This is a genomic window from Pseudomonas sp. LBUM1676 (assembly GCF_059695605.1).
Window position 1 is genome coordinate 4922725 of sequence record NZ_CP166777.1, and the last position, 15636, is coordinate 4938360.

The window sequence follows — 15636 nt, forward strand, 5'->3', positions numbered from 1 at the left end:
GAGCGAGCCTGCTCGCGATTGCATCAGCGCGGTGCTTCAGACATACCGCGTCGCCTGCATCGCGAGCAGGCTCGCTCCCACATGGGATCCCCATAGGTGTCGATATTTCATAATGGACAAACAACAAGGGGGCGAATTTTCATCCGCCCCCTGTTTGCCCGCTTACTCTTGCGGTTCTTCGTCGGCGGCGGCGTCGAGTTGCTGGTCTTCGGCAACGTCGTCGATCACGACTTCACCGTCGAACACTGCACCTTCTTCACCCTCTTCACCTTCCAGCTCTTCGCCTTCGACTTCCGATGGCTCCTGAACCCGCTCCAGGCCTACCAGCGTTTCATCGCTGGCCAGTTTGATGAGGGTCACGCCCTGAGTATTACGACCCAGGCTGGAGACTTCGTCGACACGGGTACGTACCAGGGTGCCCTGGTCGGAAATCAGCATGATTTCCTCGCCGTCGAGCACCTGGACCGCACCGACCAGACGGCCGTTACGGTCGTTGCTGACCATGGCGATAACGCCCTGACCGCCACGCTTGTACTCAGGGAACTCGGTGATCGCGGTGCGCTTGCCGAAACCACGGGCCGAAGCGGTGAGGATCTGGCTGCCTTCTTCCGGGATCAGCATCGAAATCAGCTTCTGCCCTTCCGGCAGACGCATGCCGCGGACACCGCGAGCGGTACGGCCCATGGCGCGAACGTCGGTTTCCTTGAAGCGAGTGACCTTGCCGCCGTCGGAGAACAGCATGACTTCGCGTTCGCCATCGGTGATGGCGGCAGAAATCAGTACGTCACCTTCATCCAGCTCGAGCGCGATCAGGCCGACGCTGCGTTGACGGCTGAAGGATTCCAGCGGGGTCTTCTTCACGGTGCCTTTGGCAGTGGCCATGAAGATGAAGTGACCTTCGGTGTATTCCTCGACCGGCAGCATGGTGGTGATGTATTCATCACTGTCCAGCGGCAGCAGGTTGACCAGCGGACGACCACGGGCAGCGCGGGAGGCTTCCGGGATTTCGTAGGTTTTCAGCCAGTACACTTTGCCTTTGCTGGAGAACAGCAGCAGCGTGGTGTGGCTGTTGGCGACCAACAGGTGAGCAATGTAGTCCTCATCCTTGACGCCGGTGGCCGATTTGCCTTTACCGCCACGACGCTGAGCCTGGTACGCAGCCAATGGCTGGGTCTTGGCGTAGCCACCGTGGGAAATGGTCACCACGCGCTCCTCTTCCGGGATCATGTCACCCAGGGTCAGGTCGAGACGGGCATCGAGGATTTCGGTGCGACGCACGTCGCCGTATTCGGCGCGGATCACTTCCAGTTCTTCGCGGATCACTTCCATCAGGCGCGTGGCGCTGCTGAGGATGCGGATCAGCTCGCCGATCTGGTTGAGGATCTCTTGATACTCGGCCAGCAGCTTTTCGTGTTCCAGACCGGTCAGGCGGTGCAGACGCAGTTCCAGAATGGCTTGCGCCTGTTCCGGCGACAGGAAGTACTTGCCTTCACGCAGACCGTATTGCGGGTCCAGGGTCTCTGGACGGCACGAATCGGCACCGGCACGCTCAACCATCGCGACCACGGCGGAAGATTCCCACGCAGTCTTGATCAGCGCTTCCTTGGCTTCCGACGGCGTTGGCGAGGCTTTGATCAGGGCGATGACCGGGTCGATGTTCGACAGGGCAACCGCTTGGCCTTCCAGAATGTGACCACGTTCGCGGGCTTTACGCAGTTCGAACACGGTACGACGGGTAACGACTTCGCGACGGTGACGAACGAAGGCTTCCAGCAGGTCCTTGAGGTTGAGGATCCGCGGACGGCCGTCGATCAGCGCGACGATGTTGATACCGAACACCGCTTGCAGCTGGGTCTGGGCGTAGAGGTTGTTGAGAATCACCTCAGGCACTTCGCCGCGACGCAGCTCGATCACGACGCGCATACCGTCCTTGTCGGACTCGTCGCGCAGTTCGGTGATGCCTTCGAGTTTCTTCTCTTTTACCAGCTCGGCGATCTTCTCGATCAGACGGGCCTTGTTCAGCTGGTAAGGCAGTTCGGTGATGACGATCTGCTGACGACCACCAACCTTGTCGATGTCTTCGATCATCGAGCGGGCGCGCATGTAAATGCGGCCACGACCGGTGCGGTAGGCTTCGATGATGCCGGCGCGACCGTTGATGATCGCGGCAGTCGGGAAGTCCGGACCGGGGATGTATTGCATCAGCTCATCGATGGTCAACTCAGGGTTGTCGATGAGTGCCAGGCAACCGTCGATGACTTCACCGAGGTTGTGCGGCGGGATGTTGGTCGCCATGCCCACGGCGATACCGCTGGAGCCGTTGACCAACAGGTTGGGAATACGGGTCGGCATGACCGCCGGGATCATTTCGGTGCCGTCGTAGTTCGGCACCCAGTCCACGGTTTCTTTGTGCAGGTCAGCCAGCAGCTCGTGCGCCAGCTTGGTCATGCGCACTTCGGTGTATCGCATGGCCGCGGCGTTGTCGCCGTCCACCGAACCGAAGTTGCCCTGGCCGTCTACCAGCAGGTAGCGCAGCGAAAATGGCTGCGCCATCCGAACGATGGTGTCGTACACCGCGGTATCACCGTGCGGGTGATACTTACCGATCACGTCACCGACAACACGGGCAGATTTCTTGTACGGCTTGTTGAAGTCGTTGCCCAGCTCGCTCATCGCGAACAGCACACGCCGGTGCACGGGCTTCAAGCCATCGCGCGCATCCGGCAGTGCCCGCCCGACAATTACGCTCATCGCGTAGTCGAGGTAGGACTGCTTCAGCTCGTCTTCGATATTGACCGGGAGGATTTCTTTGGCCAGTTCGCCCATGAGAAGCCTGATTCCTTTTTCTGGTGAAACTTCGTCACATCCATATGGGACGAACGAAGCTCGCCGACGCAGGCTGACTGCCATGCACCGACTTACGACAAATCAACGAGTTATGCCATGGATCTGCGCAGTAAAGACAACCCCGCGGGACTGCCTCGGAAAACGCCGGATGTTATCACAAGAGCCGCCACGCACCTATCCCCCTGATGCGCATGGAGCATAGTTAGTTGACCGGTGACAGGCTTGAAGGGGACGAGAGAGGCTTAGAGCCGTGTTGAATGGAGAATTCGGGGTCGAATTATGGAGGTTCATTGACTTTCAGACCCTAATCGCCAGCAGGCTGGCTCCCACATTTGATCTGTGTCTATCACAAACCCTGTGGGAGCCAGCCTGCTGGCCCCCACATTTGATCTGTGTTTATCACAACCCCTGTGGGAGCCAGCCTGCTGGCCCCCACATTTGATCTGTGTTTATCACAACCCCTGTGGGAGCCAGCCTGTTGGCGATGGCGTCCTTTCGAACGCCACGGCCAATCAATGCAGACGCTTGCGACACATCAACTGTGCCATTTTCGCCGTATCCGGGCGCTCGACGATGCCTTTTTCGGTGACGATCGCATCGATCAAGTCCGCCGGGGTCACGTCGAACACCGGGTTGAACGCCTCGACATCGGCCCCGACCCGCTTGCCACCGACTTCCAGCAGCTCGCGCCCGTCACGTTCTTCGAGCGGAATGTCGTCGCCACTGGCCAGGTTCATGTCGATGGTCGAACTCGGCGCCACCACCATGAAGCGCACACCGTGGTGCATGGCGTTCACCGCCAGTTGGTAGGTACCGATCTTGTTGGCTACGTCGCCATTGGCGGTGATGCGGTCGGCGCCAACGATCACCCAGGTAACGCCCTTGGTTTTCATGATATGGGCCGCGGCCGAGTCGGCATTGAGCGTCACCGGAATGCCTTCGTTGGCCAATTCCCATGCAGTCAATCGCGAACCTTGCAGCCAGGGCCGGGTTTCGTCGGCGTACACCCGCTCGACCATGCCTTCAATGAACGCCCCGCGAATCACCCCCAGCGCCGTGCCGAAGCCGCCGGTGGCCAAGGCGCCCGTATTGCAGTGGGTCAGGAAGGCCTGGGCATTGCCCTGATGCTTGCGAATCAGGTCCACACCCAGTTGCGCCATGGTGAGGTTGGCTTCGCGATCACTTTCATGAATGGCAAGCGCCTCCGCTTCCAGCACCGCCAGCGGATCGGCATGATGCTTGAGACGCCCCAGCCGCTCGCGCATGCGGCCCAGGGCCCAGAACAGGTTGACGGCGGTGGGACGGGCATCGGCCAGCAGCGCGAAATCCTCCTCCAGCGCCGCCTGCCAGTTGCCGCCTTCGGCAAACCGGGCACGGGCCGCCAGCACCACGCCATAGGCGGCACTGATGCCGATGGCCGGGGCGCCGCGCACCACCATCGAGCGAATAGCCTCGGCCACTCCCGCGGCGCTGGTGTAGGCGATCCACGTTTCCTCGAACGGCAAGATACGTTGATCCAGCAAGTGCAGGGCGCCATTACGCCAATCGATGGCTTTCACCTTCTCCGCAGCCAACAGTCGATCGCGCATTCCCCACCCCGTACTCAGAAACAAAAGCCGCCGATTATAGCGATCCCCCCGCGAACACGCTCGGGTATACTTCGCCATCCTTTATAAAAGCACTGGAACCCATCTTCGATGCCGAACACTGCCGCTGCGCTCGACCTGTTATTACTGCCGACCTGGCTGGTACCCGTCGAACCCGCTGGCGTTGTCCTCAAGGAGCACGCCCTTGGGATCCGTGACGGGCGCATCGTCTTTATCGGCCCGCGGGCCGCGGCACTGAAGCTTGACGCAAGCGAAACCCGCGAATTGCCGGACATGCTGCTCTGCCCCGGCCTGATCAATGCTCACGGGCATGCCGCAATGACGCTGTTCCGCGGCCTGGCGGATGACCTGCCGCTGATGTCCTGGCTGGAAAACCACATCTGGCCGGCCGAGGGCAAATGGGTCGACGAAGCGTTTGTCCGCGACGGCACCGACCTGGCGATTGCCGAGCAGATCAAAGGCGGCATCACCTGTTTCTGTGACATGTATTTCTTCCCGAAGATCGCCAGCGAGCGAATCCATAACAGCGGCATTCGCGGGCAAATTGCCATTCCGATCCTGGATTTCCCGATCCCCGGCGCCAGCACCGCGGACGACGCCATTCGCCAGGGCGTCGAACTGTTCAACGATCTCAAGCACCACGAGCGTATCAAAATCAGCTTCGGCCCCCATGCACCCTACACCGTGGGCGACGAAAACCTCGAGAAAATCCGGGTGATCGCCGAAGAACTGGACGCGTCGATTCACATGCACGTCCACGAAACCGCCTTCGAAGTGCAACAGTCGGTCGAGCAAAGCGGCGAACGCCCATTGGCCCGCCTCGGCCGCCTGGGCCTTCTGGGGCCACGTTTCCAGGCCGTTCATATGACCCAGATCAGCGATGAGGACCTGGTGTTGCTGGTAGAAAGCAACACCAGCGTGATCCATTGCCCGGAATCGAACCTGAAGCTGGCCAGCGGTTTCTGCCCGGTGGAGCGTTTGTGGCAGGCCGGCGTCAATGTCGCCGTCGGCACCGATGGCGCGGCGAGCAACAATGACCTCGACCTGCTCGGCGAAACCCGCACCGCCGCATTGCTGGCCAAGGCTGTCGCCGGCTCGGCCACCGCGCTGGACGCCCATCGCGCGCTGCGCATGGCCACCCTCAACGGCGCCCGCGCATTGGGAATCGAAGACGAGGTCGGCTCGCTGGAAGTCGGTAAAGCCGCGGACATCGTCGCATTCGACCTCTCGGGCCTGGCGCAGCAACCGGTCTACGACCCGGTTTCGCAGCTTATATATGCCACCAGCCGCGACTGCGTTAAACACCTTTGGGTCGCCGGCAAGCAACTGCTCGACGACCGTCGCCTGACCCGCCTCGATGAAGCACAGCTGTGTGCCATCGCCAAGGCGTGGGGCCAGCGCATCAGTGGCCATACCGAATTGTAAGCCCCGTGCTCGGGGCAACAGGATTTTTCAAGTTTTAGAGGACTTAAACCATGAGCAACGTCGACTACGCCGAAATCGCCAAATTCGAAGCCCTGGCCCATCGCTGGTGGGACCGCGAAAGCGAGTTCAAACCGCTGCACGACATCAACCCGCTGCGGGTCAACTGGATTGACGAACGGGTCCACCTGGCTGGCAAGAAAGTCCTCGACGTCGGGTGCGGCGGCGGCATCCTCAGCGAGGCCATGGCCCAACGCGGCGCGACGGTGATGGGCATCGACATGGGCGAAGCGCCGCTGGCGGTCGCGCAATTGCATCAGCTGGAGTCCGGCGTGAGCGTCGAATACCGGCAGATCACCGCCGAAGCCCTGGCCTGCGAGCTGCCCGAACAGTTCGACGTGGTCACCTGCCTGGAAATGCTCGAGCACGTGCCGGACCCTTCCTCGGTGATCCGCGCCTGCTTCCGCATGGTCAAGCCCGGCGGCCAGGTGTTCTTCTCCACCATCAACCGCAACCCGAAGGCGTACCTGTTCGCCATCGTCGGTGCCGAATACATCATGAAGCTGTTGCCGCGCGGCACCCACGACTTCAAGAAATTCATCCGCCCTTCCGAACTGGGCGCCTGGAGCCGCATGGCCGGCCTGACCGTCAAGGACATCATCGGCCTGACCTACAACCCGCTGACCAAACACTACAAGCTCGCGTCCGACGTGGACGTCAACTACATGATCCAGACCCTGCGCGAGGAGTAAGCCGATGCGTATCAGAGCAGTCCTTTTCGACATGGACGGCACCCTGCTCGACACCGCGCCGGATTTCATTGCCATCTGTCAGGCGATGCTTGCCGACCGCGGCCTGGCGCCGATCAACGACAAACTCATTCGCGACGAGATCTCCGGCGGCGCCAAGGCGATGGTCGCGGCGACCTTTTCCATGGACCCGGAATCGCCGGGCTTCGAAGAGTTGCGCCTGGAGTTCCTGGAGCGCTACCTGGTGGGTTGCGCCGTTCACAGCAAGTTGTTCGACGGCATGGGCGAACTGCTGGCCGATATCGAGAAAGCCAACTTGATCTGGGGCGTGGTCACCAACAAGCCGCTGCGATTCGCCGAGCCGATCATGCAGCGGCTGGGTCTGGCCGAGCGCTCGGCGCTGCTGATTTGCCCGGACCACGTGAAGAACAGCAAGCCGGATCCCGAGCCGTTGATCCTCGCCTGCAAGATGCTCGAACTGGACCCGGCCAGCGTGCTGTTCGTCGGTGATGACCTGCGCGACATCGAATCCGGTCGCGACGCTGGCACAAGGACCGCTGCGGTGACCTTTGGGTATATCCATCCGGACGATAACCCGCGGCATTGGGGGGCGGACGTGGTGGTCGATCATCCGCTGGAGTTGCGCAAGGTGCTCGATAGCGCGCTTTGTGGCTGCTGATTGTGGCTGCTGATTGTGGCGAGGGAGCTTGCTCCCGCTGGGCTGCGAAGCGGCCCCTCCCGCCGGGTCACCGAACTCCATCAGGCATACTGCATTTGCCGGTTATACGACTGCTTCGCAGCCGAGCGGGAGCAAGCTCCCTCGCCACAAGTGCAATGCCTGCCTATTGAATTGTTGTGAGGTTTTTTTATGTTTGATTATTCCGCCCGCCCCGAACTGCTCAAGGACCGGGTCATCCTGATCACCGGAGCCGGTCGCGGTATCGGCGCTGCCGCCGCGAAAACCTACGCCGCGCACGGTGCCACCGTGCTGCTGCTGGGCAAGACCGAAGCCAACCTGACCCAGGTCTACGACGAAATCGAAGCCGCCGGCCATCCACAACCCGCGGTAATCCCGTTCAATCTGGAAACCGCCCTGCCCCATCAATACGATGAGCTGGCAGCGATGATCGAAAGCGAATTCGGCCACCTCGACGGCCTGCTACACAACGCTTCGATCATTGGCCCGCGTACGCCGATCGAGCAACTGTCCGGCGAAAACTTCATGCGCGTCATGCAAGTCAACGTCAACGCCATGTTCATGCTCACCAGCACCCTGTTGCCGCTGCTCAAGCTGTCCCAGGATGCATCGGTGGTGTTCACCTCCAGCAGCGTCGGGCGCAAGGGTCGTGCGTATTGGGGCGCCTACGGGGTCTCCAAGTTCGCCACCGAAGGCCTGATGCAAACCCTGGCCGATGAAGTCGATACCGTGGCACCTGTGCGCTCCAACAGCATCAATCCTGGCGCTACCCGCACCAGCATGCGCGCCCAGGCCTATCCCGGGGAAAACCCGCTGGACAATCCGACGCCGGAAGAGATCATGCCGGTCTATCTCTACCTGATGGGACCGGACAGCACCGGCATCAACGGTCAGGCTTTCAACGCCCAGTAACACCGTGCGTCGCATTTGTGCCGCGGCAGCATCCTGTCGCGGTGCTCCAAATGCCTCTGAACGACGCCAGTTTCCGGGTCAAACAACCGGCGGCATTTGCCACCTCTCCCTCCACCAGTTTCAATCCATTGATTTAAAACGTTTTTATTAAGCGGAACATTCTGGCATGCCTTTCGCTCTATATCTCCTCAGACACGCGGTGTGAAAGCAGACGGGACGCCGATAGTTACTTTATCTTCGGCAAAGCGGATTAGACTCGTAGGAGATGTCCTACAGGACTGATGGACCAGTATGACGCGCAGCCCAAAGCCGCTCTCACCCAGCCTGTAAGACAGTCTTACTGCTCAGGGGCGCACGCCATATGAAATCTTCTTCCCAGACCAACGCAATTGACTTCGATCGCGCCAAATTGCAACGCCTGGGCTTTGGTCAGCAGCCCCCTCTCCCGGAGAGGCCTGCCAACCTGGCGCAAATGCGCCAGCAACTGAGCCTGCTGCTGCAAACCAGTCTTGAACCGCAGCGCATTCTCGGGCTGTTTTTTCGCGAAATTCAGCGACTTGTTCCCCTGGACGCCTTGACTTACGAGCACAAGGCCAGCGACTTGCGCCTGGCATTCGGCCAGCGCGCCCAGCACTCGATCAGCTACAGCCTCAGCCATGAAGGCGAGCACTTGGGCGAAGTCGTGTTTCGTCGTAATCAGCGATTCAGCGACGTGGAGAGGGGCAACCTCGAGTCGATTCTGTCGGCGTTGCTGTATCCGATGCGCAATACCCTGCTCTACCGCGCCGCCACCCAAAGCGCCTTGCGCGATCCGCTCACGGACACTGGCAACCGCATCGCCATGGACCAAACGCTGCAACGGGAGATCGAGATGTCGCGCCGGCACCTGCAACCGTTGTCGCTGCTGATGCTGGACATCGATCACTTCAAACACGTCAACGATAACCACGGGCACAGCGCTGGCGATGACGTGTTGAAGGCGGTTGCCGCCTCGATCAAGAACCAGTTGCGCAACGTGGACATGGTGTTCCGCTTTGGTGGCGAAGAGTTTCTGATTCTGCTCTCCAACACCGGCCGGGAGTCCGCCGCCATGGTCGGCGAGCGACTGCGATTTGCCGCGCAGGAGCAGGAGTATGCCGCGGATGGCAAGTCAATCGAACTGACGGTCAGCCTTGGCTGTTCGACCCTGCTGCCCGGCGAATCCGCCGAAAGCCTGCTGAGACGGGCCGATAGCGCCCTGTACGTGGCCAAGCGCGCAGGTCGCAACCGGTTGGCGATGGCAGGATGAAGGCCGCCAGAGCGGCCCGCCCCGCGTAGCGCTAGCGGACCGCGCCGCGCAGCTCGCCCACCAGGCCTTGCAGCCTGGCCGGCTCTGCCGCTTCGACCGCCACCGCCGGTCCCGCCACCAGAGTCACCCGCGACCACAGCCGACGGAAGACGCCCTTTTGTGGATCGCGACTGAAAAAACTCCCCCACAACCCTTGTAACGCCAACGGAATCACCGGTACCGGTGTCTGTTCCAGAATCCGCGTCAGCCCGCCCTTGAATGCATTTATCTCGCCATCGGTGGTCAATTTGCCTTCAGGGAAGATGCACACCAGCTCACCGTCCTGCAGGTATTGAGCAATGCGCGTGAAGGCCCTTTCGTAGATCTGAATGTCTTCCTGACGACCCGCGATCGGAATGGTCCCGGCGGTACGAAAGATGAAGTTCAGCACCGGCAGATTGTAGATCTTGTAGTACATCACAAAGCGAATCGGCCTACGCACCGCACCACCGATCAGCAGCGCATCGACGAAAGACACGTGATTGCAGACCAGCAACGCCGCGCCCTCATCGGGGATCAGCTGCAGATTGCGATGCTCCACGCGGTACATGGAATGGCTGAGCAGCCAGATCATGACACGCATACTGAACTCGGGGACAATCTTGAAGATATAGGCGTTGACGCCGATGTTCAGCAGCGACACCACCAGGAACAGCTGCGGGATCGACAGCTTGACCATGCTCAGCAACACGATCGAAACAATCGCCGAGACCACCATGAACAGCGCGTTGAGAATGTTGTTGGCCGCTATCACCCGCGCCCGCTCTTTCTCGGGGGTGCGCGACTGGATCAGCGCGTACAGCGGCACTATGTAGAAACCACCGAAAATCCCCAGGCCGAGAATATCGATCAACACCAGCCAGGCGTGGCCAAAGCCCAGGATTTCGATCCAGCCGTGGCCGTCGACACTGTCGGCAATGCCGCCGGAATGCCACCACAACAGCAAGCCAAACACCGTCAGGCCGAACGAGCCGAACGGCACCAGGCCGATTTCGACTTTACGCCCGGACAGTTTTTCGCAGAGCATCGAGCCCAGTGCGATACCGACCGAGAACACCGTGAGAATCAGCGTCACCACGGTTTCGTCGCCGTGCATCCACTCCTTGGCATAAGCCGGGATCTGCGTCAGATAAATCGCCCCGACAAACCAGAACCAGGAGTTGCCGACAATCGAGCGCGACACCGCCGGGGTTTGGCCCAGACCGAGCTTAAGGGTGGCCCAGGATTGACTGAAGATGTTCCAGTCCAGGCGCATTTCCGGCGAGGCGGCTGCGGCGCGGGGAATGCTGCGACTGGCCAGGTAACCGATGACCGCAATGCCAATGATCGCCGTGGAGACGACCGGCGCGTAGTGACTGGACGACATCATGATCCCGGCGCCAATGGTGCCGGCGAGGATCGCCAGGAAGGTGCCCATCTCCACCAGGCCGTTGCCGCCCACCAGTTCTTCCTCGTGCAAGGCCTGAGGCAGGATCGAGTATTTCACCGGCCCGAACAGCGCCGAGTGCGTGCCCATGGCAAACAGCGCCACCAGCATCAACGACAGGTGATCGAACATGAAACCGACCGCACCGACCGCCATGATCGCGATTTCCCCGAGCTTGATCAGCCGGATCAGCGCGTCCTTGGCGAACTTTTCGCCGAACTGCCCGGCCAGCGCCGAGAACAGAAAGAACGGCAGGATGAACAGCAGCGCACACAGGTTGACCCAGATCGAGCGGTCACCGTCGATCGTCAGCTTGTACAGAATGGCGAGAATCAACGACTGCTTGAAGATGTTGTCGTTGAACGCACCCAGCGACTGTGTGATGAAAAACGGCAGGAAGCGCCGGGTGCGAAGCAAGGTGAACTGTGAGGGGTGACTCATCTTCCATGTGTCCCTGGTTTTTTTGGTAGAGAGTGGGTAGAGAGAGCGGCGTTGATACTTTGATTGGAATGTCGAAGGTCGATCCAGGCCACACATTACCTATCTTTACCGGTTATTTCTTCAATCCTGCTATACAAGGTAAGACAACCAATTCCCCCGCCACGCCCCCTGCACCGCATTCATCCGACATCGGCGCGACAGACTTTGGCTGGCCGCTGAACCTTCAACCCAAGCAGTGCCCCCAACGACACTGGCAGCTTGCGCGGTGACGTGCTGGCCTGGGCGGAGCAGTATCTGGACGAGATGAGCTCCGAACCCGGTCGCAACATGCTGCGCGATGTGCAATGCAGCATCATGCCGATTTATTGAATCAGTGAAGCCGCCTTCGCGAGCAAGCCCGCTCCCACATTTGATCGCATTCCTCCAGATAGAATACGGTAATTGTGGGAGCGGGCTTGCTCGCGAAGAGGCCCGCACCGGCACTGAAGATCCTGCGGACTCCTACTCTGCGACACCCCGCCACGCCACGACCTTGGTCGACACTGACTAACTCCGGCGCTCGTGCGAGACTGTCTGACCGGGCGGGAGTCCCGGGTGTCTTTTGTCTGGAGTTCCCATGTCGCTGTCCAGCGGGCTGATCGCCACCGTCGCCCTGGCCTATATGGCCATCCTGTTCGCCATCGCCTTCTATGGTGACCGGCGCAGTGCGCCCTTGCCACCGCGGGTGCGCGCCTGGGTGTACAGCCTGTCCCTGGCGGTCTATTGCACCAGCTGGACCTTCTTCGGCGCCGTGGGCCAGGCCGCCGAACAACTCTGGTCGTTCCTGCCGATCTACCTCGGGCCGATCCTGCTGCTGGTCTTTGCGCCATGGGTCCTGCAAAAAATGGTGATGATCAGCAAACAGGAGAACATCACGTCCATTGCCGACTTCATCGCCGCGCGCTATGGCAAGTCCCAGGCGCTGGCGGTGGTGGTGGCGCTGATCTGCCTGGTCGGTGTGCTGCCCTATATCGCGTTGCAACTCAAGGGCATCGTGCTCGGGGTGAACCTGCTGATCGGCGCGGGGGCGGACGCCACGGGCACCCGCGCCCAGGACACGGCGCTGGTCGTATCGCTGGTGCTGGCGCTGTTTACCATCGTCTTCGGTACGCGCAACCTCGACGCCACCGAACACCACCGCGGCATGGTGCTGGCGATCGCGTTCGAATCGCTGGTCAAGCTCTTCGCGTTTCTTGCGGTCGGCGCATTCGTGACCTACGGCCTCTATGACGGCCCCAACGACCTATTCGACCAGGCCATGCTCGCCCCGCGCCTGGAGCAATACTGGAAGGAAACCGTCAACTGGCCATCGATGGTGGTCCAGACCGGCGTGGCGATGATGGCCATTATCTGCCTGCCCCGACAGTTCCATGTGACCGTGGTCGAAAACATCGACCCCCAGGACCTGCGCGTGGCCAAATGGGTATTCCCGGCCTATCTGGCGCTGGCGGCGTTGTTTGTCGTACCAATCGCCCTCGCCGGCCAGATGCTGTTGCCCAGTTCGGTGCTGCCTGATTCCTTCGTCATCAGCCTGCCCCTGGCGCAGTCCCACCCGGCCCTGGCATTGCTGGCGTTTATCGGGGGCGCTTCGGCGGCGACCGGCATGGTGATCGTCGCCAGCGTGGCGCTGTCGACCATGGTCTCCAACGACATGCTGTTGCCGTGGCTGCTGCGACGCAACAACGCCGAGCGGCCGTTCGAAGTGTTCCGCCAGTGGATGCTCTCGGTGCGCCGGGTGAGCATCGTGGTGATTCTGCTGCTGGCCTATGTCAGCTATCGCCTGCTGGGCTCGACCGCAAGCCTGGCGACCATCGGCCAGATTGCCTTCGCCGCCGTGACCCAACTGGCCCCGGCGATGCTCGGCGCGCTGTACTGGAAGCAGGCCAACCGTCGGGGCGTGTTCGCCGGCCTCGCCGCCGGGACATTCCTGTGGTTCTACACCCTGGTTCTGCCGATCGCCGCTCACAGTCTCGGATTGTCCCTGAGCAGTTTCCCGGGCCTGGCCTGGTTGCACGGCAATCCGCTGAACCTGCCGCTCACCCCACTGACCCAAGGTGTGGTGTTGTCTCTGGCGGCCAATTTCACGCTATTCGCCTGGGTGTCGGTGCTGTCACGCACCAGGGTTTCGGAACACTGGCAGGCCGGTCGCTTCATCGGCCAGGAAATCAGCGCCCGCCCGAGCGCACGCTCGATGCTGGCCGTGCAGATAAACGATCTGCTGCAACTGGCGGCGCGTTTCGTCGGTGAAGAACGCGCCCGTCAGAGTTTCATCCGTTTCGCCTACCGCCAGGGCAAAAGCTTCAACCCGAACCAGAATGCCGACGGCGAATGGATCTCCCACACCGAGCGCCTGCTGGCCGGTGTACTCGGCGCTTCCTCGACTCGCGCGGTGGTCAAGGCGGCCATTGAAGGTCGGGAAATGCAACTCGAAGATGTGGTCCGGATCGCCGACGAAGCCTCGGAAGTGCTGCAATTCAACCGCGCCCTGCTGCAAGGCGCAATCGAGAATATTACCCAGGGCATCAGCGTGGTCGACCAGTCACTGCGGTTGGTGGCATGGAACCGGCGTTACCTGGAGCTGTTCAATTATCCGGACGGCTTGATCAGCGTCGGTCGACCGATCGCCGACATCATTCGCTACAACGCCGAACGCGGTCTGTGCGGCCCCGGCGAAGCCGAAGTGCACGTCGCCCGCCGCTTGCACTGGATGCGTCAAGGTCGGGCCCATACTTCTGAAAGATTGTTCCCCAATGGACGGGTGATCGAGCTGATCGGCAACCCGATGCCAGGCGGTGGGTTCGTCATGAGTTTCACCGACATCACCGCGTTCCGCGAGGCCGAACAGGCGCTGACCGAAGCCAACGAAGGCCTGGAGCGTCGGGTCACCGAACGGACCCACGAACTGTCGCAACTCAACGTGGCCCTGACCGAAGCCAAGGGCACCGCCGAGGCGGCCAACCAGTCGAAAACCCGGTTCCTGGCTGCGGTCAGTCATGATTTGATGCAACCGCTGAACGCGGCGCGACTGTTCTCTGCCGCCCTGACTCACCAGGATGACGGCTTGTCCGGCGAGGCGCAGAAACTGGTCCATCACCTGGACACTTCACTGCGCTCGGCCGAGGACCTGATCAGCGACCTGCTCGACATTTCACGCCTGGAAAACGGCAAGATCAACCCCGATCCCAAGCCGTTCGTGCTCAATGAGTTGTTCGATGTCCTGGGTGCCGAATTCAAGGTGCTGGCCCGGGACCAGGGCCTGAAATTCCGGGTCAGGGGCAGTACCTTGCGGGTCGACAGCGACAGCAAACTGTTGCGGCGGATCTTGCAGAACTTTCTCACCAACGCGTTCCGCTACGGCAAAGGGCCAGTGTTGTTGGGGGTTCGGCGGCGCAAGGGCCAACTGTGCCTGGAGGTCTGGGACCGAGGCCCCGGGATTCCGGAAGATAAGCAGCGGGTGATATTCGAAGAATTCAAACGCCTCGACAGCCACCAGACCCGCGCCGAGAAAGGCCTGGGGCTGGGCCTGGCGATTGCTGACGGCTTGTGCCGCGTACTGGGCCACACCTTGCAGGTCCGCTCCTGGCCAGGGCGTGGCAGCGTGTTCAGCGTCACCGTGCCATTGGCCCGGGCGCAAACCGCGATGCCAGCCAAGGTCGTCGAACTCAACGGTAATCCGTTGAGCGGCGCCCAGGTGCTGTGTATCGATAACGAAGACAGCATCCTGATCGGCATGAACAGCTTGCTGACACGCTGGGGTTGCCAGGTCTGGACCGCACGCAACCGCGATGAATGCGCGGTGTTGCTGCGCGATGGGGTGCGTCCGCAGCTGGCGCTGGTGGATTACCACCTGGACCATGGCGAGACCGGGACCGAGCTGATGGCATGGCTGCGCACCCGCCTGGGCGAACCGGTACCGGGCGTGGTGATCAGTGCCGACGGGCGACCGGAAATGGTGGCGCAGGTGCATGCGGCCGGGTTGGATTACCTGGCCAAACCGGTGAAACCGGCGGCGTTGCGGGCGTTGTTGAGTCGGCATTTGCCGTTGTAGTGGCGCTTTCGCGCCCCCATGACTTGTGGCGAGGGAGCTTGCTCCCGCTGGACTGCGAAGCGGCCCCAAATCCTGCCATTGTGGCTGTCAGGCACACCGCACTGCCTGCTTTACGACTGCT

At 61.2% G+C, this 15636-nt stretch carries 9 protein-coding genes and 1 pseudogene; 7 read left to right on the forward strand and 3 right to left on the reverse strand.

The window, feature by feature from the left end:
• Positions 1 to 162: 162 nt before the first annotated feature.
• Together gyrA and mtnA are read right to left on the reverse strand one after the other, a co-directional pair.
• A complete protein-coding gene (gene gyrA, locus ACA041_RS22655; RefSeq protein ID WP_497437782.1) occupies positions 163 to 2826 on the reverse strand; it encodes a DNA gyrase subunit A in 2664 nt (887 codons plus the stop codon).
• A 533-nt stretch (positions 2827 to 3359) separates the two neighbouring features.
• Positions 3360 to 4436, reverse strand: coding sequence for an S-methyl-5-thioribose-1-phosphate isomerase (gene mtnA / locus ACA041_RS22660; RefSeq protein WP_497437783.1), 1077 nt, complete (start codon positions 4434 to 4436; stop codon positions 3360 to 3362).
• 108 nt (positions 4437 to 4544) lie between these two features.
• Between mtnA and ACA041_RS22665 the strand changes: the two genes are divergently transcribed.
• The 5 genes from ACA041_RS22665 to ACA041_RS22685 all read left to right on the forward strand — a co-directional run bounded on the left by ACA041_RS22665 (position 4545) and on the right by ACA041_RS22685 (position 9522).
• Positions 4545 to 5879, forward strand: coding sequence for a TRZ/ATZ family hydrolase (locus tag ACA041_RS22665; RefSeq protein ID WP_497437784.1), 1335 nt, complete (start codon positions 4545 to 4547; stop codon positions 5877 to 5879).
• 50 nt (positions 5880 to 5929) lie between these two features.
• Positions 5930 to 6628, forward strand: coding sequence for a bifunctional 2-polyprenyl-6-hydroxyphenol methylase/3-demethylubiquinol 3-O-methyltransferase UbiG (ubiG, locus tag ACA041_RS22670; protein ID WP_497437785.1), 699 nt, complete (start codon positions 5930 to 5932; stop codon positions 6626 to 6628).
• A gap of 4 nt (positions 6629 to 6632) precedes the next feature.
• On the forward strand, positions 6633 to 7304 hold the full coding sequence (gene mupP, locus ACA041_RS22675; RefSeq protein ID WP_497437786.1) for an N-acetylmuramic acid 6-phosphate phosphatase MupP: 672 nt from the start codon (positions 6633 to 6635) through the stop codon (positions 7302 to 7304).
• Positions 7305 to 7493: 189 nt separating this feature from the next.
• Positions 7494 to 8234 carry a YciK family oxidoreductase gene (locus ACA041_RS22680; RefSeq protein WP_497437787.1) on the forward strand — a complete coding sequence of 247 codons (741 nt, stop codon included), beginning with the start codon at positions 7494 to 7496 and terminating at the stop codon, positions 8232 to 8234.
• 361 nt (positions 8235 to 8595) lie between these two features.
• Positions 8596 to 9522: a GGDEF domain-containing protein gene (locus ACA041_RS22685; RefSeq protein ID WP_497437788.1), complete on the forward strand. Its 927-nt coding sequence runs from the start codon at positions 8596 to 8598 to the stop codon at positions 9520 to 9522.
• Between the two features lie 31 nt (positions 9523 to 9553).
• On the opposite strand, the gene ACA041_RS22690 is transcribed toward ACA041_RS22685, so the two are convergent.
• Positions 9554 to 11428: an MFS transporter gene (locus ACA041_RS22690; RefSeq protein WP_497437789.1), complete on the reverse strand. Its 1875-nt coding sequence runs from the start codon at positions 11426 to 11428 to the stop codon at positions 9554 to 9556.
• Between the two features lie 228 nt (positions 11429 to 11656).
• On the opposite strand from ACA041_RS22690, the pseudogene ACA041_RS22695 reads away from it, so the two are divergent.
• Positions 11657 to 11794: pseudogene (locus ACA041_RS22695) on the forward strand (TetR-like C-terminal domain-containing protein); the annotation flags it as partial.
• A gap of 250 nt (positions 11795 to 12044) precedes the next feature.
• A complete protein-coding gene (locus ACA041_RS22700) occupies positions 12045 to 15515 on the forward strand; it encodes a hybrid sensor histidine kinase/response regulator (RefSeq protein ID WP_497437790.1) in 3471 nt (1156 codons plus the stop codon).
• The last annotated feature ends 121 nt before the right edge of the window (positions 15516 to 15636 follow it).